This window comes from Vibrio sp. 2130-1 (genome assembly GCF_033339515.1).
Genome location: NZ_JAWOUT010000021.1, coordinates 1 through 26217, shown reverse-complemented (window position 1 = coordinate 26217; position 26217 = coordinate 1). Strand labels below are relative to the sequence as shown.

The following is a 26217-nucleotide window of genomic DNA, read 5'->3' as shown; positions in this document are numbered from 1 at the left end:
ATTGGTTGAGGCTGTGTAACGGCAAACCCTTGTACTCTTAGGTCAAAAATTTAGCACATAAGAGATATTAACTCTTATTTGGATGCTAATAACAACCTTTGCACGAAGAAATTTCGGAGCGAGAGTAAGAGATGGATAAGCTAATCGTTACCGGCATCGATATAGGCCATAACAGCCTCAAAGCCGTAGTACTTAAACCCACAGGCAACAATTACGCTCTGTTGGGTTACAAAGAAATATTACTAAAGGAAGGTATTGTCGCTGAAAATAACACCATAAATCATCAAGAAATTGTAAAGACCCTCAAGCAGATAAAAAAAGAACTGCCTTTTGGCGCTAAAAAAGTTGCGATCTCAGTTCCTGATAACTCGGTAATTAGCAAGAAACTGCAAATAGAACAAAATCTTGAAGAGAGTGAAGTTGAGTTTGCAGTGATACAAGCCTTTTCTCATCAATCGCCATTCCCTGTCGAAGAGCTGAGTTTAGACTTCGTTCGTCTTCGCGCTGAGGGCGGGCAGAGTGGCAGTGATAGCTATCAAGTGTTTGCGACAAGAAAAGATGTGGTAGAAGGCCGAGTCGATGCATTACAAAAGTCCGGACTAAAACCTGTTTTAGTGGACGTGCATTCGCAAAGCCTTGGTCATATCTGGAAGCTCACCGCCGATCGCTTTCCTGACAAAAACAAATACTGCTTACTCGATATTGGCACCTTATCGAGCTCCTTCACCATGTTTACCGAACAAGGTGAACTGTTTCACAAAGAGTTTGCTTACGGCACACGCGGAGTAAACTGCGCTTCTCCAGTCGATTTTCTGTCCGATGATGCTCAGGAGAAAACAGAGCTGTTTAACCGTCAAATCGTAGAGCGAGTAAAGCGCCAGATGCAGCTCTATACCTCAATCAATGGCTCACAAAACATCAAGGGTATCTGGTTATCAGGGGAAGGGGCCTCCACTCCCATGCTCGCAGAGGGGTTGTCTCAACAATTGTCGTTAGAGTGTGAATTGCTAAATCCGCTAGGGCTATTTGAGATGAAGGTGTCTAAGCGTAAGCGTCGTGCTGTGGATTGGCAGCATTTCTCAACAGCAGCCGGACTGGCCGTTCGTGGCATTCATTGGCTGGGAGGCGCCCGTGCTTTATCGCATTAATTTACTTCCTTGGCGAGAGAGTCAAAGAGAAGAGCACCGACGTCGTTTCATCAGTTTGGTCGCATTAGGCATGTTGGTCGCTGTTGGCATCCAGTGGGGTATTGGAAAGTTTTTTGAGTACCAACAAGATCAACAACAGGAGCGGCTCGATTACCTCACTCACTACATTGCCGAACTCGACCTGCGTATTGAAGCAATGAAAATTGCAGAGCAAGAGCATAGCAAAATCCTCGAACGCCTAAAGGTAGTTGAAGGTTTACAAAACGGACGAAACAAAACGACCGAGTTCATGAACTTAATGCCTGCCGTTATCCCTGAAGGTGTATATGTCGACAAGATCAAAATGAATGATCTGGAAATTGAGATCTCTGGGATCTCAGATAGCACTCCAAAACTTGCCACGATGCTGGACAACATGGAGCGCTCGGCCAAGTTGAACGACGTAGAAATGCATTCCATCGTTCACGGCAAAGCCCGTTTTGGGAAAGAGTTTCAAACATTCAAAGTGTCTTTCATGTTCAAAGTAACGGAGAAGAAATTGGAGGCTCAACGTGGTTGATTGGCAGGATCTCGAAATCGATGAAATGGCCGAGTGGCCATTGTTGCCCCAGATTATAGTAATCGCGCTTCTGATCATGGTGATTCAAGGCTTAGGTTATTGGTTTTACCTTAAACCGAAAGACGAACAGTTGAATCACTTGATCCAGCAGGAGCAGACACTCAAGGTGGCATTGAAGATCAAAGCGAACAAAGTGGCAGCGTTGCCTCAGCTTCAATCTCAATTGGATGAACTTACCACCCGTTACGAGTTATTACTGCAGCAACTGCCTGCGCAAAAAGAGCTGGCTACAATGCTCGCTTCAGTGAATGAACTTGGCATCGACAATAAGCTGACTTTCACCCGAATCGACTGGGGCGAAAAACAATCAGAGCACTTCCTTTATCGTCTCCCTTTAAACATTGAGTTAACGGGCGACTTTCATGACATCGGCCATTTTTCTCAGGCGATAGCGACGCTACCTCGAATCATCACGTTTAAAGATGTGACTTGGCAACGTGTCAGCCAAGAGAGCGAAACTCTGCACTTTCGGGTGCGCGCTAACACCTATCAGTTTAAGCCGGAGGAGACGAAAAATGACAAGTAAGTCTTTGTTGCTGGTACTGATGGGTTCTCTATTGATGGGCTGCCAGGCGAATGATGAATCATTGACGGATTTTATTCGAGGAGTGGAAACACAGGCGCGTCGAGAGGTCGAGAAGCTTAAGCCCGCAGACAAGTATGTTGCAGTCACGTACGCACCGGAAGTACAGCGTGCACCCTTTGAATTACCCAAAGAAGCCACTATCGCGACTCAGCCAGTTGCAAGAAAAGATTGTTGGCAACCGCCCTCAAGAAGGCGAACTGGTAAATTAGAAAAATTCCCATTAAGCCAATTACGTTTGAAAGGTGTCATGGGCATGGATAACACGGTTTCTGGCCTTGTTCAGGCTCCCAATGGCACCGTCTATAAAGTTAAGCCGGGTCAATACCTCGGACGCAATAATGGCAAAGTGACCCATGTCAGCCACTCCTACTTGTTGATTAATGAAACGTTGCCCGACGGCTTAGGATGTTGGCAAAAACGTAAAGTTAAGTTGGCTTTGAGATAGCCCCATTTATTTTTGATATTGAGTAATGAAAATGAGACAAGGATTAACACGTACACCAAGGATACTTACTGGGCTCTTCTCCTTATGGTTGTTTGTATTTTTAGCCCCTTTAGCGGCAGCTGAAGAAGTTTCGTCCAATGCCCTAAAAAGTATCGACTTTCGAACTAATAAAGATAAAGACGCCGTGATTGTCGTCGAATTGGCGTCACCGGCCGCGATTGTAGATATCAAGCGTGTACAGGAAGGGTTAAGTATCGATTTGCTTAACACTTCAGTAAAAGACGAGCAATTGTATCTCCTAGACGTGAAAGATTTTTCGACTGTGGTTGAGAGCGTAGAAGTGTTTCGCGACACCTCGACGACGCGCTTGGTTGCGCACATCAATGAAGAATACATGCATGATTACCGTTTAACGGGGCGTTTTTTGGAAATCAAAGTAGCGAAGATCAAACCCAATGAGAAAGCCCCAGATAAAAGCATTTTAGAAAGAGAAGGTAAGCTTATTTCGATTAACTTCCAAGATATTCCTGTGCGAAACGTCTTGCAGCTTATTGCTGATTACAACCAATTCAATTTGGTTGTCTCCGACTCTGTAGAAGGCAACCTCACGCTTCGTCTTGATGGTGTCCCTTGGCAGCAAGTGCTGGATATTATTTTGCAAGTTAAGGGGTTAGATAAGCGTGTTGATGGCAACGTGATTTTAGTTGCTCCGACTGATGAGTTGGACTTGCGTGAGAAGCAGCAGTTAGAAAAACAAAAACTTACGGAAGAAATGGGAGAGCTTTCATCTGAAATCATCAAAGTTAATTTTGCTAAAGCATCAGACATTGCGGAGATGATCAATGGAGAAGGAAATATCAGCATGCTGTCAGAGCGCGGTAGTATGACCATTGATGAGCGAACTAACTCGTTATTGATTAGAGAGTTACCTGAAAACATCGAGGTGATTCGAGAAATTATTGAGTCTTTGGATATTCCAGTTAAACAGGTTCAAATTGAGGCGCGTATTGTTACCATCAATGAAGGTAACATGGACGAGTTAGGGATTCGTTGGGGTTTTACGTCTATTAATGGCAGTAATACAGTGGGCGGTTCTATTGAGAACAACCTCGCCACGATCGGTCTCTATAATGGAGAAGGGGGTGATGACGGTGGTGACGGTGATGGAGTAGGGATCGATGACTTCCTAAATGTAAACTTAGCTGCAACCAGCCCGAATGCGACCAGCATTGCTTTTCAGGTCGCAAAGTTAGGTTCAGACACCTTGTTGGATCTTGAGCTTTCTGCGCTGCAACAAGAGTCTAAAGCTGAGATTATCTCGAGCCCACGTTTGATCACTACCAATAAGAAACCAGCCTATATCGAACAAGGTACAGAGATTCCTTACCTAGAGTCATCATCAAGTGGTGCAACGACGGTGACGTTCAAAAAGGCGGTATTAAGTTTGAAGGTGACCCCGCAAATCACACCGGATAACCGCTTAGTGTTGGATTTAAGTGTCACGCAAGATAGACCTGGACAAGTCGTGAAGACAGGCACTGGTGAAGCTGTTGCGATTGATACTCAACGTATCGGGACGCAAGTGTTAGTGAATAACGGTGAAACGGTCGTTCTTGGTGGTATTTTTCAGCACAGCATTACTAACTCGGTGGACAAAGTGCCTTTGTTGGGCGATCTGCCGCTATTAGGTGCGCTTTTTCGTCGAAGCTATGAAAATGTTGGCAAAAGTGAGCTGTTAATTTTCGTCACGCCTAAGGTGGTGATTCAGTAGTTCTGTCTCGGGAAAAACTGATTAAATCAAAAATAAAGTTGCAATAGTGGCACCATGCTTGGATAATTTCGGGTCTTATCACGAATTATCTGTGAGGAACTGGTGCCACAAGCCTTGTAGAACAGCAGTTTAGCTGTGTTTTCTTGTGGCGATCTTATTGAATCAATGTTGTAAATTACTGCTAAACATGGCTGAGAAACGTAATATTTTCCTTGTTGGCCCAATGGGCGCCGGCAAAAGTACAATTGGTAGACATCTAGCACAGCAACTGCATATGGAGTTTGTTGACTCCGATACAGTGATCGAAGAACGCACTGGTGCAGACATCTCTTGGGTTTTTGATGTAGAAGGTGAAGAAGGCTTCCGCAAGCGTGAAGAAGCGGTACTTGAAGACCTAACACAAGAGCAAGGCATCGTGCTTGCGACTGGCGGTGGCTCTGTTAAGAGCAAAGAAAACCGCAATCGTCTTTCGGCACGTGGTGTTGTTGTTTACTTAGAGACGACGATTGAAAAGCAACTTGCGCGTACAAACCGCGACAAGAAGCGTCCTTTACTTCAAACGGATAACCCTCGCGAAGTACTGGAGCAATTAGCTGAAGAACGTAATCCTTTATATGAAGAAGTAGCGGATTACACTGTTCGCACTGACGATCAAAGTGCAAAAGTGGTAGCCAACCAGATCGTAAAAATGCTAGAAGAGAGATAAGTCTTTATCTTTTTTTTAATTGGAGCAAACCGATGGAACGGATTACGGTCAACCTAGCTGAGCGTAGCTACCCAATCTCTATTGGCGCCGGGTTATTTGAGGACCCGGCGTACCTCTCTCAAGTTCTCTCAAACAAAAATGCAAAACAAAAAGTTGTTGTGATCAGTAATGTCACAGTGGCGCCTTTGTATGCAGACAAAATTTTAAAGCAACTCGAGCAGCTCGGCTGTAGTGCATCCTTGTTAGAATTGCCTGACGGTGAACAGTACAAAAACTTGGATGTATTTAATCAAGTAATGAACTTCTTACTGGAAGGGAGTTATGCTCGTGATGTTGTGATCATCGCGTTAGGTGGTGGTGTTATTGGCGACCTTGTGGGTTTTGCGTCTGCCTGTTACCAGCGTGGGGTCGACTTTATTCAAATACCGACCACATTACTATCCCAAGTGGACTCTTCGGTTGGTGGAAAAACCGCGGTTAACCATCCGTTGGGTAAGAACATGATAGGTGCGTTTTACCAACCTAAAGCCGTGATCATTGATACGAACTGCCTGTCGACGTTGCCTGAACGTGAGTTCGCTGCGGGTATCGCCGAAGTCATTAAGTACGGCATTATTTACGATGCAGATTTTTTTGTATGGTTAGAAGACAATCTTGAGCGCTTGTATGCGTTGGATGAAGAAGCACTAACTTATGCGATCGCACGTTGCTGTGAAATAAAAGCGGAAGTGGTGGCTCAGGATGAGAAAGAATCGGGCATCCGTGCTTTGCTTAACTTAGGTCACACCTTTGGTCATGCGATTGAAGCGGAACTTGGCTATGGCAATTGGCTGCATGGTGAAGCGGTATCTTCCGGCACTGTTATGGCGGCCAAAACGTCGCATCTACGCGGTCTGATCTCGGAAGAGCAATTTGAGCGTATTGTTGCGATTTTGCGTCGTGCAAAACTGCCTGTGCATACTCCAGACAGTATGAATTTCGATGACTTCATCAAGCACATGATGCGAGATAAGAAAGTCCTCTCTAGTCAATTACGATTGGTTTTGCCTACAGGCATTGGCACTGCCGAGGTAATTGCTGATACGACGCAAGACGTACTCAAGCAGGCAATAGACTTCGGTCGCGATATTTAACCTTGTAATGGCGCCTTTGGGCGTCATTCTTGTAGTGTATTAAGGTTATTAGATGAGTGTTGCTCACGTACTGGAATTAGATTCTCAAATCGAGTTGCTTGATAGATTAGGTCTACTGACTAACTTTGGTTCCAATCTCATTGCGATTAATGGTCATGATGGGTACGGGAAATCTTGGTTAGCGCAGCGATACCTTGAAGTGGGTGCCAGTAACAAGAATCAATGTTTGTTACTTTGTCATTCTAATCAAGACGATGTGCAGCATCGCGTCCTTATTTTGAGTCAACTAGTTTCGGACGCATTGTTTAATCAGCAAGAGCCTTTACTTGATAGCCTTGAAAGGCTTTTAGGTGATGAGCCGTGTGACATTGCAATTGTTGTAGATGATGCGCATTTATTGAGTGAGACACTTATCTCTGAGCTTTGGATGCTGGTCTTAGAGGCGCACCATAAGCCAAATTGGACCATCAATGTCTTACTGTTTACACAGTCTGGACGTTTAGAAGGTTTGCTAGCACGTCTCAGTTATGGACAAGAGATAAAGCCTGTTGAGCTTGATATTGATATGTTGTCCGAAGTGGAAGCTCGTCGTTTCTTTGAGTCACTTGTAGCGCGCTACGTCAATGATGAGTCTGAGAAACGGGTTCGAGATGCATTTAAAAAAGTCGACCCAGTACCGGGGGACATCATGGCGTTAGGAGAAATGAAAGTGGAAAAAAGGATCATTATCCGCTCGATTGTCGGTTCACCCCTGAATATTGCGTTGGTGGTATTAGTATTACTGTTGCTTGCTGCTGGTGGCTATTGGTGGATGCTTAGTCAACCAAGTCCTGATGATAAGGCGCAGCAAATTGCTGGCAGTTTAGAGCAAACGGCTATTCCAACTTTTGAAGAGTCAGGAATCAGTGCAGCGCAGTCTTCACTGCAACCTGTAACCGATGGCTCTAGCAGTCCTGATAAGTCTGGTGCGGTTGATGATTCTGATTCATTACCGCCAGCAGTGACAGAAGAAGTAGCGAGCGTAGGCAGTGATGACAATCAACAAAGAGTGGTGATTGAGTCGAATGTGGTCGATGCATTGCTTGAAGGTAAAACTGATTCAGCAGACACAAAAGCGATTGATGACGTCGTAGGTATTGAGAAGACAGAAACCGCCGATGAAACTAGCTCTCCTTTGATTAAAGTCGTAAAACCGAATCAAGATATGGCGCAAGCACCTGCTCAGTCAGAAGAGGGTGACGTAAACCAACCTGTTGTGAAGTTTTCATTTGCCCGTGAAGAACTAAAAGCGCTATCGCCAAGAGCTTATACTTTACAACTCGCAGCTATGACCTCAATGGAAGATGTACAATCCTTTCTCAATGAGCATCAACTGAATAATCAAGTGCGAATTTATCCTACCGTTCGTAATGACACCGAGTGGTATATCATCACATATCAAGATTATCCGACAATTCAAATGGCTCGTGATGCCGTCGCAAGCTTGCCAGATTCGGTTAAGTCGGTGAGTCCTTGGGCAAAATCACTCCGTCAGGTTCACCGTGAAATTGAACGAGTGAAATAAACCTGAGCTTCCCTGAAAAATATGTTACATTCCGCAGCCTTAATTTTTGGTCGATAGATAGAGCAGTAGATGAAAAAGCAACGAGCCTTTCTTAAATGGGCAGGAGGAAAATACGGACTGGTTGAAGACATCCAACGTCATTTGCCGCCGGCTCGAAAGCTAGTTGAACCTTTTGTTGGTGCGGGCTCAGTGTTTCTGAATACCGATTATGACCATTATCTACTTGCAGATATCAATCCAGATTTGATCAATCTGTACAACCTGCTGAAAGAACGCCCTGAAGAGTATATCTCTGAAGCGAAGCGTTGGTTTGTCGCTGAGAACAACCGCAAAGAAGCCTACCTACACATTCGCGCTGAGTTTAATAAAACCGATGACGTGATGTACCGCTCTTTAGCGTTTTTGTACATGAACCGCTTTGGTTTTAATGGCCTATGCCGTTACAACAAAAAAGGTGGCTTCAATGTACCGTTTGGCTCTTACAAAAAGCCGTATTTCCCTGAGGCGGAATTGGAGTTTTTTGCAGAAAAAGCCAAAAAAGCTACGTTCGTTTGTGAAGGTTATCCTGAAACATTTCGTCGTGCGCGCAAAGGGAGCGTCGTGTATTGCGATCCACCTTATGCGCCGCTTTCAAATACGGCAAATTTCACCTCATACGCAGGTAATGGTTTCACGTTGGACGACCAAGCTGCATTAGCCGACATTGCTGAAAGAACAGCGACTGAACGTGGCATTCCTGTGTTGATTTCTAACCACGACACTACCTTGACACGTCGGTTGTATCACGGTGCGGATCTTAATGTGGTAAAAGTAAAGCGTACCATTAGCCGTAATGGTAACGGTCGTAATAAAGTTGATGAGCTACTTGCGCTTTTTCATGCCCCAGACATGGATAAATCAAACTCTTAATTCTCACACTATTATATCTAAATAGTGGATCTCCCCACTGGCTTCGGTAGAATTGCGCGCAGATTGTTTGCTCATTACTACTGAGGTCAGGTATGAAAGATTTTCTTATTGCTCCATCCATTTTATCGGCAGATTTTGCTCGTCTCGGTGAAGATGTAGAAAAAGTACTCGCAGCGGGTGCGGATGTGGTGCATTTCGACGTTATGGATAACCACTATGTACCAAACCTGACTTTTGGTGCGCCTGTGTGTAAAGCACTACGCGATTATGGCATCACAGCGCCAATCGATGTTCACCTAATGGTGAAACCCGTTGACCGTATTATTCCTGATTTCGCAAAAGCGGGTGCGTCGATGATTACGTTCCATGTAGAAGCTTCTGATCATGTAGACCGTACACTGCAGTTAATTAAAGAGCACGGCTGTCAGGCTGGTGTGGTACTAAACCCAGCAACGCCACTTGCAAGTCTTGAGTTTATTATGGATAAAGTCGACATGATTCTACTGATGTCGGTAAACCCTGGTTTTGGTGGTCAATCATTCATTCCTCATACACTAGATAAACTGCGTGCCGTTCGTAAGATGATTGACGAGTCTGGCCGTGATATCCGCTTAGAAATCGATGGCGGTGTGAAGGTTGACAACATTCGTGAAATTGCAGAAGCGGGCGCAGACATGTTTGTCGCAGGCTCGGCGATTTTCGGTGAGCCAGATTATAAACAAGTGATCGATCAAATGCGCGCTGAACTGGCTGAAGTTAAATAAGCAACGATAAGCCAACGCAATAACACGCTGATTTTAAAGGCTGCTAGCTTGTTGGCAGCCTTTGTGTTTTCTAGTATTAGAAGAAATTAAATATCCGCTGCGCTGAGCAAATAATCACTTGCCTATTTTACGCCCTTTCTGTACTATTCGTGCTCCTTAAACTCAGTCAATTATCTTTAGTTCCTTGCTTCCTCTGGACGACTGAGCCATTTGTGGAAGCTGAATAATCCGTAAGGAGCAACCAATGCGTCATTACGAAATCGTATTCATGGTGCACCCAGATCAAAGCGAGCAAGTTGCTGGCATGATCGAGCGTTACACTGGTTCAATCACTGAAGCTGGCGGTAAAATCCACCGTCTAGAAGACTGGGGCCGTCGTCAACTGGCTTACCCAATCAACAAGCTTCACAAAGCTCACTACGTTCTTATGAACGTTGAAGCTGACCAAGCTGTAATTGATGAGCTAGAAACTGCTTTCCGTTTCAACGATGCAGTTCTACGTAACATGATCATGCGTACTAAAGCAGCGATCACTGAGCAATCTATCATGCTTAAGCAAAAAGAAGAGCGTGCTCCACGTCGTGAAGAGCGTTCTGAAGCTAAGCCTGAAGCTAAGTCAGAAGCTGCTGAGTAAGTTTTCTTATGGCCAATCGAATGGAGCTGAGCGGCACCATTGCCAAACCGCCCATTCGTAGTAAAAGCCCTGGTGGCATTGAACACTGTCGGTTTTGGCTAGAGCATCGCTCTACTATTATCGAAGCTGACTTACCTCGACAAGTTTATTGTCGTATGCCGGTAGTCGTCAGCGGGCTTGGGTCACAAGCACTAACTCAGAATTTAGTTCAAGGCAGTAACATTAAGGTAAGTGGTTTTGTCACTTATCAAACCGGCCGAAATGGCGTGGGAAAATTAGTGTTACACGCCGACAACATTACTCAAATTTAAGATCAGGAGATAGCCCATGGCTCGTTTCTTCCGTCGTCGTAAATTCTGCCGTTTCACTGCAGAAGGCGTACAAGAGATTGATTACAAAGACGTAGCAACTCTTAAAAACTACATCACTGAAGCTGGTAAAATCGTACCTAGCCGTATCACTGGTACAAGCGCTAAGTACCAGCGTCAACTAGCACGTGCTATCAAGCGTTCACGCTACCTAGCTCTACTACCGTACACTGACAAGCATCAGTAATCGGTTCATTTTATTAAGAAAGAGGATTAAGCAATGCAAGTTATTCTACTTGATAAAATTGGTAACCTAGGTGGTCTTGGCGATACTGCAAACGTTAAATCTGGCTACGCTCGTAACTTCCTTATCCCACAAGGTAAAGCAGTTATGGCAACTAAAGCTAACGTTGAAATGTTTGAAGCTCGTCGTGCTGAACTAGAAGCTAAAGTTGCTGAGCAACTAGCTGCTGCAGAAGCTCGCGCAGAGAAAGTTAACGCTCTAGAAGCGGTAGTTATCGCTTCTAAAGCTGGTGACGAAGGCAAACTATTCGGTTCTATCGGTACTCGTGACATCGCTGACGCTATCACAGCTGCAGGCGTTGAAGTTGCTAAGAGCGAAGTTCGCCTTCCTGAAGGTGCTCTACGTAACACTGGTGAGTTCGAGATCAGCGTTCAACTTCACTCTGAAGTTTTCGCGACAGTTAACCTACAAGTTGTTGCTGCTGAGTAATTCAGTATCAAGACGAAATACTAAAAAGCACCTCCTTGGAGGTGCTTTTTTTATTTCTAAAACTGAGAGAAAAAGGGTTAAAAAGCGAAAAGTAAATTAACGGAAAATACGCTGTCCGCTTTGCTTAAGCCTTCAGGCACTTTATCGTGATACTGACGAGAGTGCGCCAGTTTCAGTGCAATATCTTCAGTAATATCATTGGTTACACTGAGTTCACTATCAGTACGTGTGTTACTTCTACCTGTTACCAACGTAATATCAGCTGCGAAACTTAAATTATCCAACGCATGCCAAGTTGTGTTGATATTTCCTCGAAAAATGCCTTCTCTAACGATATCGGGAAAGACAATATCGTCATCATCTATTTCGTCTAAGTTTGGCTCTTGATAGCGAAAACCAGGGCCTACCTCTACCTCTAAAATGAAGTTCTCAGTGTAGGAGAACTGGTAACCCAAACCACCTGACAACGTATAGTCTTTAAAATAAGCACTGTAGCGAGAATCCACTCCTTTAAAGCTGCCATACAAATACGTCTTAGGGCCTAACTTGTAGTCACTCTGCAGGGAATAGGTGGATGAGCGTTTGTCTTCTTCACCGTCTTTGTACAAGTTGTAGTACTTCCATTCACCATTAGAACGGTGTCGACCTGACGTATATTCAGCACTCAAACGAGCATTCAGGGAACGAGAGTCCGTGTTACCTGTGTGAGCTTGATAGCCGAACTCCACCTCGGTTTTTAGTGGGTCGGGTACATCAATATTTTGCTCTGGCTGTACTGATTCGTCAGCATACGATGCACTAGCGCACAGTAGGCTAAAGCTAAGTAACCAGTATCGGGACACATCAACCTCGAACGTAATCAAAAAGGAGGGGCATGATACTGATACAGATATTTGGTTGGGTCAATGGTAGGTTAATTTTTATTAGAGCTAGGCGGAAGAACCAGGCTATTACCCGGGTGGTTCACATGATGATTTCTTAACAAGTAATTGTCGCTTCGGGGAAGCATCTCAGTTAGGTTAAGGTTATAATCGTGGGTCAATAGTAGTTATCGAGCAAAGTCATGGCGGAAAACAGAAATCGCAAACCTTCAGACAGTCAGGTCGACGCAATCAAAGTGCCACCTCACTCACTAGAAGCCGAGCAATCAGTAATTGGTGGTCTTTTACTGGATAATGAACGTTGGGACACCGTTGCCGAACGTGTTGTGAGCAGTGATTTCTATAGTCGTCCACACCGCCTGATTTTTGAAGGTGTAAAAACCATTCTTGAAGCGGGTAAACCTCTCGATCTTATTACTTTATCGGAATATCTAGAGCGTCATGAGTTGTTAGAAGATGTAGGCGGTTTTGCTTACCTCGCTGACTTGGCGAAGAATACGCCAAGTGCAGCTAACATCAATGCGTATGCTGATATTGTCGCTGAGCGTGCGATTGTTCGTGGCCTTATTGGTGTCGCGAATGAAATTGCGGACGCGGGCTATGACCCTCAAGGTCGTAGTTCTGAAGATTTAATAGACATGGCGGAGAGTAAAGTTTTTGCTATCGCCGAGTCTCGAACTAGTGAAAACGAAGGACCACAAAACGTCGACAACATCCTCGAAAAGACGTTAGAACGTATCGAGTTGTTGTATAAAACGCCACAAGATGGTGTTACGGGGGTCGATACCGGTTTCACCGATCTCAATAAGAAAACCGCAGGTTTGCAAGGCTCTGATTTGGTGATTGTCGCAGCGCGTCCATCGATGGGTAAAACGACCTTTGCGATGAACTTGTGTGAAAATGCGGCCATGCAACAAGAAAAGCCCGTACTTATTTTCTCGTTAGAGATGCCAGCTGAACAGTTGATGATGCGTATGTTGGCCTCTTTGTCTCGTGTAGACCAAACCAAGATCCGTACGGGTCAGCTAGATGACGAAGATTGGGCGCGTATTTCTTCTACTATGGGTATCCTGATGCAGAAGAAAAATATGTACATTGATGATAGCTCTGGTCTAACTCCGACCGAAGTGCGTTCGCGCGCTCGCCGTATCGCTCGTGAACATGGCGGTCTGTCGATGATCATGGTCGACTACCTTCAGTTGATGCGCGTGCCTTCGTTAACCGATAACCGCACTCTTGAGATTGCTGAGATCTCGCGCTCTCTTAAGGCGCTGGCAAAAGAGCTAAATGTGCCTGTTGTGGCACTGTCGCAGCTAAACCGTTCCCTAGAGCAACGTGCGGATAAACGACCAGTAAACTCGGACTTGCGTGAATCCGGTTCCATCGAGCAGGATGCTGACTTGATCATGTTCATCTACCGTGATGAGGTTTATCACCCAGATAGTCCGTACAAAGGTACGGCCGAAATCATTATTGGTAAACAGCGTAACGGTCCTATCGGCTCTGTTCGCCTCACTTTCCAAGGTCAACATTCGCGTTTCGACAACTACGCGGGTCCTGCATTCGATATTGATGATGAGTAATCCCATGAGCTATATGAAAGCGGCCAAGGCGTGCATTGATTTGTCTGCGTTGCAGCACAACTTACAGCGCGTAAAAGCTCAAGCGCCACAAAGTAAAGTGATGGCTGTCGTCAAGGCCAATGGTTATGGTCACGGATTACGTCATGTTGCAAAACATGCTAACCATGCGGATGCGTTTGGTGTGGCTCGTATTGAAGAAGCATTGCAACTGCGCGCTTGTGGAGTAGTAAAGCCGATTCTATTGCTAGAAGGTTTTTACTCTCCTGGTGACTTACCTGTTCTTGTGACGAACAACATCCAAACCGTGGTGCACTGTGAAGAGCAGCTTATCGCCTTGGAGCAAGCAGACCTTGAAACTCCGGTTGTCGTGTGGCTGAAGATTGACAGTGGCATGCACCGCCTTGGGGTTCGTCCTGAACAATATGACGAGTTTGTAACGCGGCTAAAGGAGTGTCCAAATGTAGCGAAACCGTTGCGTTACATGAGCCACTTTGGCTGTGCAGATGAGCTGGATAGCGATATTACCCCACAACAGATTGAGCTGTTTAAATCGTTGACTTCTGGTTGCCAAGGGGAACGTTCACTGGCGGCATCTGCGGGGTTATTGGCATGGCCTCAAAGCCATTTAGATTGGGTTCGTCCGGGTATTATCATGTATGGTGTGTCGCCATTCGATGACAAAACGGCGCAAGATCTTGGGTATCAACCTGTTATGACACTTAAATCCCACCTTATTGCGGTACGTGAAGTGAAGAAGGGCGAAAGTGTTGGCTACGGTGGTATTTGGACCAGTGAGCGAGATACAAAAGTGGGTGTCATCGCTGTAGGGTATGGCGACGGTTACCCAAGAAGTGCTCCAAACGGTACGCCGGTGTGGGTTAATGGCCGTAAAGTACCTATTGCAGGTCGAGTTTCCATGGATATGCTGACGGTCGATTTGGGACCAGACGCAACGGATAAAGTCAGCGACGAAGCGATTCTTTGGGGGAAAGAGCTCCCAGTAGAAGAAGTGGCGGGTCACATTGGTACGATTGCGTATGAACTCGTGACTAAGCTAACGCCTCGCGTCGAGATGGAATACTCAAAATAAACAATGAAAGGCTAACCCAAGGTTAGCCTTTGTTTTATCTACTCACCGTTAATCGTAGCAATAACGCGGCGGCCGCCACCAAAGTCTCGATGCTCACCCAAGTAAATACCTTGCCATGTTCCTAAAGCTAATCGACCATTTTGGATTGGTACCGTCACACTACTGCCAAGCAGTGATGCTTTAATATGTGCCGGCATGTCGTCGTCACCTTCATAGGTGTGCTGATAATAAGGAGCACGCTCTGGCACAAACTTATTGAAGTGCGCTTCCATGTCCATACGCACGGTTGGATCAGCATTCTCATTTAAGGTCAAACTGGCGGAGGTGTGCTGAATAAATAAGTGTAATAAACCTACTGAAAGTTCGTTTATTTGTGGTAATTGTTGTTCAATTTCATCAGTTATCAGGTGAAAACCGCGGCATCTCGCTTTTAATTGCAGTGTTTTTTGTGCCCACATACGTGTTCCTTTGGAAATTTATAAATTGGCGTCTATCCTATTCCAATTAGAGCCTGTCATTAGTAAATGATATGATTCTTGTCATCGTAAATGAATTGTTCAATTTCAGGGCAGGGAACGTGACCTAACTCAATGTGAGTGTAAAAGCTCTCGGTCATAATTGGCGCCTGAAAAAAAATTACAAAGACTTGTTTTGTGGCAATTTGCCCAAACATCTAATTTATATTCTATTTGCTAAATCGGGGATTCCACAGTTTTCGCTAGACTGTAAGGAATGGAACCTACTGTAACATCGGGATAAAGACCATGTTGAAAAATATCAATCCAACGCAAACACAAGCTTGGAAAGCGCTAACGGCGCATTTCGAATCTGCACAAGATATGGATCTTAAAGAGCTGTTTGCTCAAGACGCAGCGCGTTTCGACAAATACTCTGCACGTTTCGGCTCAGACATCCTAGTCGATTACTCAAAGAACCTCATCAATGAGGAAACTCTGAAGCACCTGTTTGCTCTTGCGAAAGAGACCGAGCTGAAATCTGCAATTGAAGCGATGTTCAGTGGTGAAGCGATCAACCAAACAGAAGGTCGCGCTGTTCTTCACACTGCACTACGTAACCGCGCTAATACTCCAGTTATGGTAGATGGCGAAGACGTAATGCCAGCAGTGAACGCGGTTCTAGAAAAAATGAAATCATTCACTGAGCGCGTTATCGGCGGTGAATGGAAAGGTTACACAGGCAAAGCAATTACCGATATTGTGAACATCGGTATCGGCGGTTCTGACCTTGGCCCTTACATGGTGACGGAAGCTCTAGCGCCATACAAAAATCATCTAAACCTTCACTTCGTATCTAACGTTGATGGTACACACATCGTTGAAACGTTGAAGAAAGTTAACCCAGAAACGACGTTATTCTTGATCGCGTCTAAGACGTTTACAACACAAGAAACCATGACTAACGCGCACACTGCTCGTGATTGGTTCCTAGAATCGGCGGGTGATCAGGCTCATGTGGCTAAGCACTTTGCTGCGCTTTCAACAAACGCGACAGCCGTGTCTGAATTTGGTATCGATACAGCGAACATGTTTGAATTCTGGGACTGGGTTGGTGGCCGTTACTCACTATGGTCTGCGATCGGTCTATCAATTGCACTAGCAGTAGGTTTCGACAACTTTGTTGAGTTGCTTGATGGTGCTCACGAGATGGACAAGCACTTCGTATCAACAGATCTAGAAAGCAATATTCCAGTGATTCTTGCTTTGATTGGTATTTGGTACAACAACTTCCACGGTGCGGAGTCAGAAGCTATCCTACCTTACGATCAATACATGCACCGTTTTGCAGCATACTTCCAGCAAGGCAACATGGAATCAAACGGTAAATACGTTGACCGTGACGGCAATGCTGTAACTTACCAAACTGGCCCAATCATTTGGGGTGAACCAGGTACCAACGGTCAGCACGCGTTCTACCAGCTAATTCACCAAGGTACTAAGCTTATCCCATGTGACTTCATTGCACCTGCAATTAGCCACAACCCAGCTAGCGATCATCACCAAAAACTGATGTCTAACTTCTTCGCGCAAACTGAAGCTCTAGCGTTTGGTAAAAATGAAGAAACCGTGAAAGAAGAGTTGGTGAAAGTTGGTAAGAATGCTGAAGAAGTGGCAGCGATTGCGCCATTCAAAGTGTTTGAAGGTAACCGTCCAACAAACTCTATTCTAGTGAAGCAAATCACGCCTCGTACGCTAGGTAACTTGATCGCAATGTACGAACACAAAATTTTCGTACAAGGTGTTATCTGGAATATCTTCAGCTTTGACCAGTGGGGCGTGGAGCTAGGTAAACAACTGGCTAACCAAATCCTACCTGAGCTTGCAGATGAGTCTCAAATCAGCTCGCATGACAGCTCAACAAACGGTCTAATCAACGCATTTAAAGCGTTCAAAGCTTAATGTTTGAATAGATAAAGAAAAGGTCAGCAAATGCTGACCTTTTTATTGCCTGAGGCAAAAACAAAATAGGTTGGCCAGTGCCAACCTATTTTTCTCTTTTATTCGAAGCAAATTTCGATAAAGGCATTTCCCCATTGGGAAGAGAAAGGCATGATAATAATTGAGCCTTCACACTTGTGGCGAATCGTATGACCTCGGCCCGAAACCACAACCGGTGTTGCCATATCAAAGTCAAAACCACTTTCTGCCAGAATGCGTTTCGCACCACCAGTAACCATGTTGGTGATCTCACCCACCATATCGGTCACTTCTTCATTGAGCCCATTTGGACGTTCACCAAGCATGTTCTGCATGATTTCTAGGGCGAGTGCTTCATCAAAGGTGATCGACATTGAACCACGAGTTTGTGGGCCTACCATACCAATCAGACCAGAAACGTCACCTCGTGCGATCTCATCTTTTTTGATTCGCGGTTTTTGTGGCTTCAGCTCAAGAGAAGCCATAGTTTTTAGCACGTTCATTAAAGAAGCTAAAAACGGGTTTACAAATTCAGCGCGCATAACGTTCTTCTATACTTTTTCTTTCGTCTCGGAGGAACAGGCCTGGCATTCACCATGAGTTTCAATAACTTGGTTGGTCAGTTTGAATCCATGCTTCTCGGCGTTTTCGGCTAACAAGGATATCAGCGTCTCATCTTCGAGTTCAACGACATCACCACATTTATCGCAAATTAGTAATTGGAAAAAGTGCTGCTGAGTATTGAAAGAACAACAAGTAATAAAGCTATTTGTCGATTCCACTCGGTGGATGAAGCCTTGCTCTAGGAGAAAATCTAATGCTCGATAAACAGTGGGCGGCTTAGCCTGAGGCTCACTCTCTTTTAGTTGCTCCAATAGCTCATACGCACTTGAGGCGCGGCGATTAGAACAAATGAGTTCAAATACGCGTCGGCGTTGCGGAGTCAGTCGTACTCCACGCTCTGCGCAGATACTTTCAATTTGTTCAATGATTGTTGGGTTCAAACCTTTCACCATAACTATCGGACGTGCTCTATGATAAATCATTTCTATACGAAGTTCGTTTAGAAATGCTTCATTTTACCCACTATCAGAACGAAAATCATGAATTAAAGCAAGTCGGTGGTGGTGTGAAGGCGGAATAATCATCACAGAATGAATCAACGAATGACAGATTCGTATTACTTCTGCGTATTCCTAAGCACTTGGCTAGTCAGCCAACCAAATCATTCTCGCTGAAACTAGCACCCAGAGGTGCTTGGGTATACAATACCCGACTTATTTTTTGAGCGTACTGCTGCGCTCGACCTTGGCAACATAAAAACGGGTGTTTATATCATGACTCATTCTTGCAGGCTCTCCGTAGCACCAATGTTAGATTGGACTGATCGTCATTGTCGCTACTTCCATCGCTTAATGACCAAAGAAACCCTGCTGTACACTGAAATGGTGACGACAGGTGCGATCATTCATGGAAAAGGAGATTTCCTGGCTTATAACGAAGAAGAGCATCCGTTAGCCCTTCAACTTGGTGGTTCAAACCCAGCAGATTTGGCTACGTGTGCCAAGCTAGCGCAAGAGCGTGGCTACGATGAGATTAACCTAAATGTGGGGTGTCCATCTGACCGCGTACAAAATGGTCGCTTCGGTGCTTGCCTAATGGCTGAACCGCAGTTAGTTGCGGATTGTGTCGCAGCAATGAAAGACGTGGTCGATATCCCTGTAACAGTAAAGACTCGCATTGGTATTGATGATCAAGACTCCTACGAGTTCCTAACGGATTTCGTTTCTATTGTTTCAGAAAAGGGTGGCTGTGAGCAGTTCACTATCCACGCACGTAAAGCATGGTTAAGTGGTCTAAGCCCAAAAGAAAACCGCGAGATCCCACCATTGGATTACCCACGCGCTTACCAATTGAAGCAAGACTTCTCACACCTAACGATTGCGATTAACGGTGGCGTGAAATCATTAGAAGAAGCGAAAGCACATCTTCAGCATCTTGACGGTGTGATGATTGGTCGTGAAGCATACCAAAGCCCATATTTACTGGCATCGGTAGACCAAGAGTTGTTTGGCTCTAATGCTCCAGTGAAGAAACGCAGCGAAATTGTTGAAGAGATGTACCCATACATTGAAGCGCAATTAGCGAAAGGTGCGTACCTTGGTCATATTACCCGTCACATGTTAGGTTTGTTCCAAAGCATGCCCGGTGCTCGTCAATGGCGTCGTCATATCAGTGAAAATGCGCACAAACCAGGTTCTGGTCTAGAAGTATTGCAAGACGCGCTAGCTAAGATTCCAAAAGAATTGAATGTGTAAAATTCGCCAGTGAATGGCTAAAATTACCAACTAAAGAATGATAAAGCCAGAGTGCAGAAATGCCTCTGGCTTTGTTTTTTTATTAAAAATCATAATCTTAACTTCGTTTCTGTAAGTTGGTATGGAAACTGCTCTGTTTATTGAAAACAAATGGAGAAGTGATTATGTTGGAGCTAATCTTTATTTTAGTCTTTGCGGCGACCTTGTTGGTTACGGGTATCACAATGATGACCGTATTCGCAGCAACTGGTATTGCGTTAGTTGTGATGTTTTTACTGGGAATGGTTGGAGCGGTACTCAAACTATTACCATGGTTAATCGTGATTGCATTGGGTATTTGGTTCTTCAAGAATTACGTTGCTCAGCCCCGCTATAAATAATGAGTAACATCATTTAGTTGATGGAGAGGCGTGAGAATATGGTATATTTCATCTCACGTCCTCTACGTGAATATCAGCTATCTCGGAGTAAATACTACATGACAAATAAAGCGAACATCGCTTTAACGGCATTATCGTTGGCAGTATCTTTTCCTGTTTTTGCAGAGTACTCTGTATCGACAAAAGTCGGCGCAGAGGTATGGGCTGCCGACACTAAAGTTAATGAAGCGAGACGAGATAGCAGTACCACAGGCACTTTTTACGCGGCGATTGAACATGATGTTAAATACGTCCCTAATGCGCGCCTTCGTTACTCAAGTGTTGATGCGAATTACATGGGGTTCGATAAGCTCGATTTAACCTTGTATTACCACGTTCTAGAGCATGATTTATTGCACTTTGATGCGGGTCTTACGTTCAGTAATTTAAGTGACACTAAATATATTGATGCTGGCTCAAGCAGGCGTGTAGAAGAATTTGATGAGCTGATTTGGGCTTGGTATGGCTACGCAGAAATTCAAGTTCCGGATACAAACTTTGATGTGATTGGTGAGATAAACTTTGGTGACAACAAAGGTATCAAAAGCACCGATTTCATGGCAGGTGTTCAATACAATGTACCGCTCGAAAAAGCTCGACTGGCTTTTCGTGGAGGTTACCGTGTGATTGATTTAGAGTCCGATAAATTCATGTCGGATCTAGGGAAAGAGTTTATTTTTGCTAACGGCTTCTTTGTGAGTGCGGAATACGCGTTCTAAACTCAGCCATACTAGATATTCGATTTACTTAAAACGTCGCTTTATAAGCGGCGTTTTTTTATATCACTTCATTATATCTAATCGAAATTTCTCCCTATTTGGCTGACTTAGACCATGCTTACCTAGGAGCAATGTGAAAGTTAAAGCAGGGATAGCGATGACAATAAATGAACTAAGACATCTATTCCGTGAAAATCAGCTTATCGAAGCGATTATTGAGCCTGCAATCCAAGAGGGTGGTTGGGTTGTAGAGTTCAGACATGCGCGCGGTGGTTTTGTTTTTCTAACGGACAGTCACGGCGAAGAATGTCTTTATGAAGATTTGGATACTGCGTCAAAATCGGCAATGGCAGTAGGCTTTCAACAAGTCCGCATTGAAGACCGATGAGCAAAAAGTAAGCCGTTCTTACTTCCAAAAAGTTATAAAACATTCACTTCTATTCTTTCTTGTTATTAAGGAGAGTGGGTACTCTATCGTCACGCAATGAATAGGGATGTCGTGATAATGTCTTTTCAAAAGAATGAGTATTCTCACAAGAATGTGTCTGAAGATAATAATGGGCAAGGAGGAAATCCTCCAATCGCAAGCCCTCTGAATGACCAACAAATTAGCTCACTCCAACAAACTGTCTCTGAGTTGTCTTCACAGCAACTTGCTTGGGTCAGTGGGTATTTTTGGGGATTAGCTCAAAATCAACCAAACACAGCGGTAACTCCAATTGCACAAGCAACGGCAGCCGTATCAGCGAAGCCAGCAGGTAAGTTGAGTATTATTTTTGCTTCCCAAACGGGCAATGCTAAAGGTGTTGCTGAAGCTCTGGAACAGGAAGCAAAAGCAGAAGGAATTGCAGTCGAACTTTTTGATGCAAGCGATTACAAAGGTAAAAACTTAGCCAAAGAAACGCATGTCATTATTGTGGCATCGACTAACGGCGAAGGCGAAGCGCCAGACAATGCCATTGAGCTACATGAGTTTTTGCAATCGAAGAAGGCTCCTAAGCTGCCAAACCTGCAATATGGTGTTATTGCACTGGGAGATTCTAGCTACGAATTCTTCTGTCAGACCGGTAAAGACTTCGACACTTACCTATCAAAGCTAGGCGCGACTCCATTTATCGAGCGTCTTGATTGCGATGTGGATTATGAAGCCCCTGCAACTGAATGGCGTAAGAATGCGTTAGACAAGGTAAAAGATACACTGTCTTCTGGCTCTGAAGCGGATGTGGTTCAACTTCCTGTGGGTCAAGCTGCGACTGCGCACTCTCCTTACAATAAACAAAATCCGTACACTGCGACGTTACTGACCAGTCAAAAAATCACGGGCCGTGACTCTGGAAAAGACGTTCGTCATATAGAAATCGACTTAGAAGGCTCGGGCTTAACGTATCAGCCTGGTGATGCACTAGGTGTGTGGTTTGAAAATAGCTCGGAACTTGCAAATGCCATTCTTGGTAAGGTCGGTTTGTCTGGGGTTGAGACTGTTGACGTTGATGGTGAAAGCTTGTCAATCCACAGTGCTCTTGTGAGTAAATATGAAATCACAACATCTAACCCACAGCTCATCACAAAGTTTGCCGAGTTATCCGGTAGCAAGAAGCTACAAAAGTTAGTTGAAGATAAAGATAAGCTTCGCGAGTACTCTGCAAATACTCAAATCGTTGATGTACTGGCAGAAAAGAAAACCAAGTTAACCGCAGATGAATTGATTGGTTTGCTTCGTCGTCTTACTCCACGCCTTTACTCTATTGCATCAAGCCAAGAAGAGGTCGATGAAGAAGTACACCTAACGGTTGCTTTGGTTGAGTACGAACAAAACGACGAAAAACGATATGGTGGTGCGTCTAGTTTCTTAGCACAGCGTCTCGAAGAGGGAGATGAAGTTAAAGTATTTGTTGAGCATAACAACAACTTTAAACTGCCGGAAGATGATAGTACTCCAATTATCATGGTTGGTCCTGGCACAGGGATCGCACCATTCCGTAGCTTTATTCAGGAACGTGAAAACCGCGATGCTGAAGGCAAAAACTGGTTGTTCTTTGGTGATCGCACGTTCACTCAAGACTTCTTGTACCAAGTGGAATGGCAAAAGTATCTCAAGTCAGGAGTACTAAGCCGATTGGATGTTGCCTTTAGTCGTGACCAAGTAGAAAAGGTTTACGTACAACATCGCATCTTAGAAAACGCAGCTCAAGTGTGGCAGTGGATCCAAGAAGGCGCTTATATCTATGTCTGCGGTGATGCAACGCGTATGGCAAAAGATGTGCACGACGCATTGGTTATCGTTGCTGAACAAGAAGGCAAGATGCCGCGTGACGATGCAGAACAATTTATTAATGACCTACGTAAAGCGAAACGTTATCAGAGGGATGTTTACTAATGACTTTTTCTACGGACAATAATAAGCAGGTTGTATTAGGTGAAGAGTTAGGGCCGCTATCTGATAACGAGCGCCTGAAGCGAGAAAGCAACTTATTACGTGGCACTATTGAGCAAGATTTACAGGACCGTATTACAGGTGGCTTTACTGCCGACAACTTCCAGTTAATTCGTTTCCACGGTATGTATCAACAAGACGATCGTGATATCCGTAATGAACGCACAAAGCAAAAACTGGAACCATTACATAATGTGATGCTTCGTGCTCGTATGCCTGGAGGCATCATCACGCCAACGCAATGGTTAGCGATCGACAAGTTCGCAACGGAGCACTCTTTATATGGAAGTATTCGTCTGACGACTCGCCAAACGTTCCAGTTTCATGGGGTATTAAAACCGAATATTAAGTTGATGCATCAAACGCTCAACAGTATTGGCATTGATTCGATTGCAACCGCGGGTGATGTAAACCGTAACGTGTTGTGTACCACTAACCCAGTGGAGTCAGAGTTACACCAAGAAGCTTACGAATGGGCGAAGAAGATCAGTGAGCATCTATTACCAAAGACGCGCGCTTATGCAGAGATTTGGCTAGACGGTGAAAAAGTAGAAAGTACAGAAGAAGACGAGCCGATTCTAGGCAAGAACTACTTACCACGTAAGTTTAAAACCACAGTGGTTATCCCACCGCAAAATGACGTAGATGTACACGCTAACGATCTCAACTTCGTAGCGATTGCAGATAACGGCAAGCTGGTTGGTTTTAACGTCCTGGTCGGCGGCGGCTTAGCGATGACGCATGGCGATACATCAACTTATCCGCGCCGCGCTGACGACTTTGGCTTTATTCCGCTGGACAAGACACTTGATGTTGCCGCAGCTGTAGTAACAACTCAGCGCGACTGGGGTAACCGTTCAAACCGTAAGAACGCAAAAACCAAATACACATTGGATCGTGTAGGTAGCGATGTCTTTAAAGCGGAAGTCGAGAAACGTGCTGGTGTTAAGTTTGAGCAAAGCCGTCCATATGAATTCACAGAACGTGGTGACCGTATTGGCTGGGTAGAAGGAATTGATGGTAAATATCATTTAGCGCTTTTCATCGAAAATGGTCGCTTATTAGACTTTCCAGGTAAACCACTTAAGACGGGTGTTGCTGAAATTGCCAAAATCCACAAAGGCGATTTCCGCATGACAGCAAACCAAAACCTAATTGTTGCGGGTGTACCTAAAAACGAAAAAGCGAAGATTGAAAAGATCGCTCGTGAACATGGCTTAATGGACGACGGCGTAAGTGAACAGCGTAAGAACTCAATGGCTTGTGTTGCTTTTCCAACTTGTCCGCTAGCGATGGCAGAAGCTGAACGTTTCCTTCCTCAGTTTGTTACTGATGTTGAGGGGATTCTGGAGAAGCACAACCTACCAGAAAATGACAACATCATTTTGCGTGTAACTGGGTGTCCAAATGGTTGTGGTCGCGCAATGTTGGCTGAAATTGGTCTAGTTGGCAAAGCGCCGGGTCGTTACAACTTGCACCTAGGTGGTAACCGTGCCGGTACTCGAGTACCAAAAATGTATAAAGAGAACATCACGGATAAGCAAATCTTAGAAGAGATTGATCTGCTGGTGGCCCGATGGTCGAAAGAGCGTGAAGAAGGCGAAGCCTTTGGCGATTTCACTATTCGTGCTGGCATTGTCCAAGAAGTGCTCGTATCAAAGAGGGACTTTCATGCTTGATTCTGTAGCATCCAAGCTGGAGCTCACAGAGTTACTGACATTAACAAAGACGGAGCAAATCCTCCGTCTTGCTCAAATTAATGTCGAGCTCGAAAAGCTTTCAGCACAAGAGAGAGTAGCGTGGGCTTTAGATAATCTAGAAGGCGAGTTCGCGGTTTCTTCTAGTTTTGGTATTCAAGCCGCGGTTATGCTTCATTTAGTTACTCGCGCCAAAGCGGACATCCCCGTCATTCTAACCGATACTGGTTACCTGTTTGCTGAGACGTACCGATTTATCGATGAGCTGACAGATGCTCTCAACCTAAATTTAAAAGTTTATCGAGCCAAGGAAAGTGCGAATTGGCAAGAAGCTCGATATGGAAAATTATGGGAGCAAGGCGTAGAGGGAATTGAAAAATACAACAAGCTCAATAAAGTTGAGCCGATGCGTCGAGCGTTAAAAGAGCTTAATGTTGGAACGTGGTTCTCTGGACTGCGTCGAGAGCAAAGTAAATCTCGTGCAGGTTTACCGATTCTATCAATTCAGAACGGTGTGTTTAAATTTCTACCAGTAATTGATTGGACTAATAAAGACGTTCATTACTACTTAGAACAACACGGCCTTAAATACCACCCATTGTGGGATGAAGGTTACCTTTCAGTTGGTGATACACATACTACTCGTAAATGGGAGCCGGGAATGTCAGAGGAAGAAACTCGATTCTTTGGCTTAAAGCGAGAATGTGGCCTACACGAAGATGATGGCTCTGAACAAGATGGGTCTGGCATATAGCCATAATGCTCTTTAAATAGAGTTTAGGTTAAGTTTAATAAAGATAGCTGCAATAAAGCAGCTTTCTTTATTTATGGTACTTGAAAAACACGTCTCAAAGAACAACTCTGTGGATAAGTTGTGTGATAGTTTGGGGTAAAGTTGAATAAATAAAGGTTTGATCGAAAACTCATCGTTTAACCACTGTTTTTGCAATTTTTGAAAAATAACACTTGCCAATGTGAGCGCGATCTCTATAATGCCTCCTCGTCGACAGGGCAAGGCCTCACAAGGGTTTAAGCGAAGTTGATAAGGCTGAAAAGAAAAACGAAATAATTTGAAGAAAGTGTTTGACACAATAAATTATCTCGCTAGAATGGCCGCCTCTTCCGAAGTGATGTCAATCACAAAGAAGAGTTGCTCTTTAACAATATAGACCTATCAATCTGTGTGGGCACTCGTTGATGATAATCCAATTAGAAACTTCGGTTTCAAATTAGGTTTCAATGAAACGAAGTGACCATTGAATCTTCGGATTCAGCACAGTCAATTCAAACATTACTTTATGTAATGTTCAGTATTCATTGA

At 44.5% G+C, this 26217-nt stretch carries 28 protein-coding genes; 24 read left to right on the top strand and 4 right to left on the bottom strand.

Going from position 1 to position 26217, the window contains the following annotated elements; translation table 11 throughout:
• The first annotated feature begins 131 nt into the window (after positions 1-131).
• From pilM to rplI, 14 genes are all read left to right on the top strand, one after another.
• On the top strand, positions 132-1148 hold the full coding sequence (gene pilM, locus R7Q09_RS21820; protein WP_064354359.1) for a type IV pilus biogenesis protein PilM: 1017 nt from the start codon (positions 132-134) through the stop codon (positions 1146-1148).
• Positions 1132-1707: a PilN domain-containing protein gene (locus R7Q09_RS21815; RefSeq protein ID WP_064354358.1), complete on the top strand. Its 576-nt coding sequence runs from the start codon at positions 1132-1134 to the stop codon at positions 1705-1707. Before pilM ends, R7Q09_RS21815 begins: the two co-directional genes overlap by 17 nt.
• On the top strand, positions 1700-2293 hold the full coding sequence (locus tag R7Q09_RS21810; protein ID WP_064354357.1) for a type 4a pilus biogenesis protein PilO: 594 nt from the start codon (positions 1700-1702) through the stop codon (positions 2291-2293). The genes R7Q09_RS21815 and R7Q09_RS21810 overlap by 8 nt, the downstream gene beginning before the upstream one ends.
• Positions 2283-2798 carry a pilus assembly protein PilP gene (locus tag R7Q09_RS21805; RefSeq protein WP_005382766.1) on the top strand — a complete coding sequence of 172 codons (516 nt, stop codon included), beginning with the start codon at positions 2283-2285 and terminating at the stop codon, positions 2796-2798. Before R7Q09_RS21810 ends, R7Q09_RS21805 begins: the two co-directional genes overlap by 11 nt.
• A 25-nt stretch (positions 2799-2823) precedes the next feature.
• Entirely contained in the window at positions 2824-4569 is a 1746-nt protein-coding gene (locus R7Q09_RS21800) for a type IV pilus secretin PilQ (protein WP_005382765.1), read from the top strand.
• A 187-nt stretch (positions 4570-4756) separates the two neighbouring features.
• Entirely contained in the window at positions 4757-5275 is a 519-nt protein-coding gene (aroK, locus tag R7Q09_RS21795; RefSeq protein WP_005381319.1) for a shikimate kinase AroK, read from the top strand.
• Positions 5276-5307: 32 nt separating this feature from the next.
• On the top strand, positions 5308-6408 hold the full coding sequence (gene aroB, locus R7Q09_RS21790) for a 3-dehydroquinate synthase (protein ID WP_318071200.1): 1101 nt from the start codon (positions 5308-5310) through the stop codon (positions 6406-6408).
• A gap of 52 nt (positions 6409-6460) precedes the next feature.
• Positions 6461-7972, top strand: coding sequence for an SPOR domain-containing protein (locus R7Q09_RS21785; protein ID WP_213894364.1), 1512 nt, complete (start codon positions 6461-6463; stop codon positions 7970-7972).
• Between the two features lie 69 nt (positions 7973-8041).
• The gene (locus R7Q09_RS21780) at positions 8042-8881 is read left to right on the top strand and encodes a Dam family site-specific DNA-(adenine-N6)-methyltransferase (RefSeq protein WP_005381301.1); all 840 of its coding nucleotides are present in this window, start codon (positions 8042-8044) and stop codon (positions 8879-8881) included.
• Between the two features lie 92 nt (positions 8882-8973).
• On the top strand, positions 8974-9645 hold the full coding sequence (gene rpe, locus R7Q09_RS21775) for a ribulose-phosphate 3-epimerase (RefSeq protein ID WP_005381300.1): 672 nt from the start codon (positions 8974-8976) through the stop codon (positions 9643-9645).
• Positions 9646-9889: 244 nt separating this feature from the next.
• Entirely contained in the window at positions 9890-10279 is a 390-nt protein-coding gene (gene rpsF, locus R7Q09_RS21770) for a 30S ribosomal protein S6 (protein WP_005381299.1), read from the top strand.
• Positions 10280-10287: 8 nt separating this feature from the next.
• Positions 10288-10590 (top strand): primosomal replication protein N, encoded by a 303-nt coding sequence (priB, locus tag R7Q09_RS21765; RefSeq protein WP_005381298.1) that lies wholly within the window; start codon positions 10288-10290, stop codon positions 10588-10590.
• A 16-nt stretch (positions 10591-10606) separates the two neighbouring features.
• The gene (gene rpsR, locus R7Q09_RS21760) at positions 10607-10834 is read left to right on the top strand and encodes a 30S ribosomal protein S18 (RefSeq protein ID WP_000090472.1); all 228 of its coding nucleotides are present in this window, start codon (positions 10607-10609) and stop codon (positions 10832-10834) included.
• A 33-nt stretch (positions 10835-10867) separates the two neighbouring features.
• Positions 10868-11320: a 50S ribosomal protein L9 gene (gene rplI, locus R7Q09_RS21755; RefSeq protein WP_005382760.1), complete on the top strand. Its 453-nt coding sequence runs from the start codon at positions 10868-10870 to the stop codon at positions 11318-11320.
• A gap of 77 nt (positions 11321-11397) precedes the next feature.
• Here rplI and R7Q09_RS21750 read toward each other — a convergent pair whose 3' ends face one another.
• Positions 11398-12162 (bottom strand): DUF481 domain-containing protein, encoded by a 765-nt coding sequence (locus tag R7Q09_RS21750; protein ID WP_005381276.1) that lies wholly within the window; start codon positions 12160-12162, stop codon positions 11398-11400.
• Positions 12163-12383: 221 nt separating this feature from the next.
• Between R7Q09_RS21750 and R7Q09_RS21745 the strand changes: the two genes are divergently transcribed.
• Together R7Q09_RS21745 and alr are read left to right on the top strand one after the other, a co-directional pair.
• A complete protein-coding gene (locus R7Q09_RS21745; RefSeq protein ID WP_005382759.1) occupies positions 12384-13784 on the top strand; it encodes a replicative DNA helicase in 1401 nt (466 codons plus the stop codon).
• Positions 13785-13797: 13 nt separating this feature from the next.
• Positions 13798-14874, top strand: coding sequence for an alanine racemase (gene alr, locus R7Q09_RS21740; RefSeq protein ID WP_031777284.1), 1077 nt, complete (start codon positions 13798-13800; stop codon positions 14872-14874).
• Between the two features lie 38 nt (positions 14875-14912).
• Here the strand turns inward: alr and R7Q09_RS21735 are convergent, their stop codons facing one another.
• Positions 14913-15332 (bottom strand): secondary thiamine-phosphate synthase enzyme YjbQ, encoded by a 420-nt coding sequence (locus tag R7Q09_RS21735; protein ID WP_042523680.1) that lies wholly within the window; start codon positions 15330-15332, stop codon positions 14913-14915.
• A 306-nt stretch (positions 15333-15638) separates the two neighbouring features.
• Here R7Q09_RS21735 and pgi point away from each other — a divergent pair, with 306 nt between their 5' ends.
• Positions 15639-17291 carry a glucose-6-phosphate isomerase gene (gene pgi, locus R7Q09_RS21730; RefSeq protein ID WP_005381270.1) on the top strand — a complete coding sequence of 551 codons (1653 nt, stop codon included), beginning with the start codon at positions 15639-15641 and terminating at the stop codon, positions 17289-17291.
• 98 nt (positions 17292-17389) lie between these two features.
• On the opposite strand, the gene R7Q09_RS21725 is transcribed toward pgi, so the two are convergent.
• Both R7Q09_RS21725 and zur read right to left on the bottom strand, forming a co-directional pair.
• Complete coding sequence (locus tag R7Q09_RS21725) at positions 17390-17851, bottom strand: chemotaxis protein CheX (protein ID WP_005381269.1); 462 nt, start codon at positions 17849-17851, stop codon at positions 17390-17392.
• 9 nt (positions 17852-17860) lie between these two features.
• Positions 17861-18325: a zinc uptake transcriptional repressor Zur gene (zur, locus tag R7Q09_RS21720; RefSeq protein WP_005381268.1), complete on the bottom strand. Its 465-nt coding sequence runs from the start codon at positions 18323-18325 to the stop codon at positions 17861-17863.
• Between the two features lie 321 nt (positions 18326-18646).
• On the opposite strand from zur, the gene dusA reads away from it, so the two are divergent.
• The 7 genes from dusA to R7Q09_RS21685 all read left to right on the top strand — a co-directional run bounded on the left by dusA (position 18647) and on the right by R7Q09_RS21685 (position 25650).
• Entirely contained in the window at positions 18647-19627 is a 981-nt protein-coding gene (gene dusA, locus R7Q09_RS21715; RefSeq protein WP_017821727.1) for a tRNA dihydrouridine(20/20a) synthase DusA, read from the top strand.
• A gap of 164 nt (positions 19628-19791) precedes the next feature.
• Positions 19792-20007, top strand: coding sequence for an envelope stress response protein PspG (gene pspG, locus R7Q09_RS21710; protein ID WP_005381266.1), 216 nt, complete (start codon positions 19792-19794; stop codon positions 20005-20007).
• Positions 20008-20105: 98 nt separating this feature from the next.
• Positions 20106-20765, top strand: a complete 660-nt coding sequence (locus tag R7Q09_RS21705; RefSeq protein ID WP_130545458.1) for a TIGR04219 family outer membrane beta-barrel protein — start codon at positions 20106-20108, stop codon at positions 20763-20765.
• A gap of 157 nt (positions 20766-20922) precedes the next feature.
• Complete coding sequence (locus R7Q09_RS21700; protein ID WP_005381264.1) at positions 20923-21153, top strand: hypothetical protein; 231 nt, start codon at positions 20923-20925, stop codon at positions 21151-21153.
• A gap of 117 nt (positions 21154-21270) precedes the next feature.
• Positions 21271-23142 carry an assimilatory sulfite reductase (NADPH) flavoprotein subunit gene (locus R7Q09_RS21695; RefSeq protein ID WP_005381262.1) on the top strand — a complete coding sequence of 624 codons (1872 nt, stop codon included), beginning with the start codon at positions 21271-21273 and terminating at the stop codon, positions 23140-23142.
• On the top strand, positions 23142-24878 hold the full coding sequence (cysI, locus tag R7Q09_RS21690) for an assimilatory sulfite reductase (NADPH) hemoprotein subunit (protein WP_262681895.1): 1737 nt from the start codon (positions 23142-23144) through the stop codon (positions 24876-24878). The genes R7Q09_RS21695 and cysI overlap by 1 nt, the downstream gene beginning before the upstream one ends.
• Positions 24871-25650, top strand: a complete 780-nt coding sequence (locus R7Q09_RS21685) for a phosphoadenylyl-sulfate reductase (RefSeq protein ID WP_005382748.1) — start codon at positions 24871-24873, stop codon at positions 25648-25650. Before cysI ends, R7Q09_RS21685 begins: the two co-directional genes overlap by 8 nt.
• Positions 25651-26217: the final 567 nt, after the last annotated feature.

What these genes read in the sequence shown, in the direction of transcription:
- pilM (WP_064354359.1), top strand. Translation starts at nt 132, where the DNA reads ATGGATAAGCTAATCGTTACCGGCATCGATATAGGCCATAACAGCCTC.
- R7Q09_RS21805 (WP_005382766.1), top strand. Translation starts at nt 2,283, where the DNA reads ATGACAAGTAAGTCTTTGTTGCTGGTACTGATGGGTTCTCTATTGATG.
- R7Q09_RS21800 (WP_005382765.1), top strand. Translation starts at nt 2,824, where the DNA reads ATGAAAATGAGACAAGGATTAACACGTACACCAAGGATACTTACTGGG.
- aroK (WP_005381319.1), top strand. Translation starts at nt 4,757, where the DNA reads ATGGCTGAGAAACGTAATATTTTCCTTGTTGGCCCAATGGGCGCCGGC.
- aroB (WP_318071200.1), top strand. Translation starts at nt 5,308, where the DNA reads ATGGAACGGATTACGGTCAACCTAGCTGAGCGTAGCTACCCAATCTCT.
- R7Q09_RS21785 (WP_213894364.1), top strand. Translation starts at nt 6,461, where the DNA reads ATGAGTGTTGCTCACGTACTGGAATTAGATTCTCAAATCGAGTTGCTT.
- R7Q09_RS21780 (WP_005381301.1), top strand. Translation starts at nt 8,042, where the DNA reads ATGAAAAAGCAACGAGCCTTTCTTAAATGGGCAGGAGGAAAATACGGA.
- rpe (WP_005381300.1), top strand. Translation starts at nt 8,974, where the DNA reads ATGAAAGATTTTCTTATTGCTCCATCCATTTTATCGGCAGATTTTGCT.
- rpsF (WP_005381299.1), top strand. Translation starts at nt 9,890, where the DNA reads ATGCGTCATTACGAAATCGTATTCATGGTGCACCCAGATCAAAGCGAG.
- priB (WP_005381298.1), top strand. Translation starts at nt 10,288, where the DNA reads ATGGCCAATCGAATGGAGCTGAGCGGCACCATTGCCAAACCGCCCATT.
- rpsR (WP_000090472.1), top strand. Translation starts at nt 10,607, where the DNA reads ATGGCTCGTTTCTTCCGTCGTCGTAAATTCTGCCGTTTCACTGCAGAA.
- rplI (WP_005382760.1), top strand. Translation starts at nt 10,868, where the DNA reads ATGCAAGTTATTCTACTTGATAAAATTGGTAACCTAGGTGGTCTTGGC.
- R7Q09_RS21745 (WP_005382759.1), top strand. Translation starts at nt 12,384, where the DNA reads ATGGCGGAAAACAGAAATCGCAAACCTTCAGACAGTCAGGTCGACGCA.
- alr (WP_031777284.1), top strand. Translation starts at nt 13,798, where the DNA reads ATGAAAGCGGCCAAGGCGTGCATTGATTTGTCTGCGTTGCAGCACAAC.
- R7Q09_RS21735 (WP_042523680.1), bottom strand. Translation starts at nt 15,332, where the DNA reads ATGTGGGCACAAAAAACACTGCAATTAAAAGCGAGATGCCGCGGTTTT.
- pgi (WP_005381270.1), top strand. Translation starts at nt 15,639, where the DNA reads ATGTTGAAAAATATCAATCCAACGCAAACACAAGCTTGGAAAGCGCTA.
- R7Q09_RS21725 (WP_005381269.1), bottom strand. Translation starts at nt 17,851, where the DNA reads ATGCGCGCTGAATTTGTAAACCCGTTTTTAGCTTCTTTAATGAACGTG.
- zur (WP_005381268.1), bottom strand. Translation starts at nt 18,325, where the DNA reads ATGGTGAAAGGTTTGAACCCAACAATCATTGAACAAATTGAAAGTATC.
- dusA (WP_017821727.1), top strand. Translation starts at nt 18,647, where the DNA reads ATGACTCATTCTTGCAGGCTCTCCGTAGCACCAATGTTAGATTGGACT.
- pspG (WP_005381266.1), top strand. Translation starts at nt 19,792, where the DNA reads ATGTTGGAGCTAATCTTTATTTTAGTCTTTGCGGCGACCTTGTTGGTT.
- R7Q09_RS21705 (WP_130545458.1), top strand. Translation starts at nt 20,106, where the DNA reads ATGACAAATAAAGCGAACATCGCTTTAACGGCATTATCGTTGGCAGTA.
- R7Q09_RS21700 (WP_005381264.1), top strand. Translation starts at nt 20,923, where the DNA reads ATGACAATAAATGAACTAAGACATCTATTCCGTGAAAATCAGCTTATC.
- R7Q09_RS21695 (WP_005381262.1), top strand. Translation starts at nt 21,271, where the DNA reads ATGTCTTTTCAAAAGAATGAGTATTCTCACAAGAATGTGTCTGAAGAT.
- cysI (WP_262681895.1), top strand. Translation starts at nt 23,142, where the DNA reads ATGACTTTTTCTACGGACAATAATAAGCAGGTTGTATTAGGTGAAGAG.
- R7Q09_RS21685 (WP_005382748.1), top strand. Translation starts at nt 24,871, where the DNA reads ATGCTTGATTCTGTAGCATCCAAGCTGGAGCTCACAGAGTTACTGACA.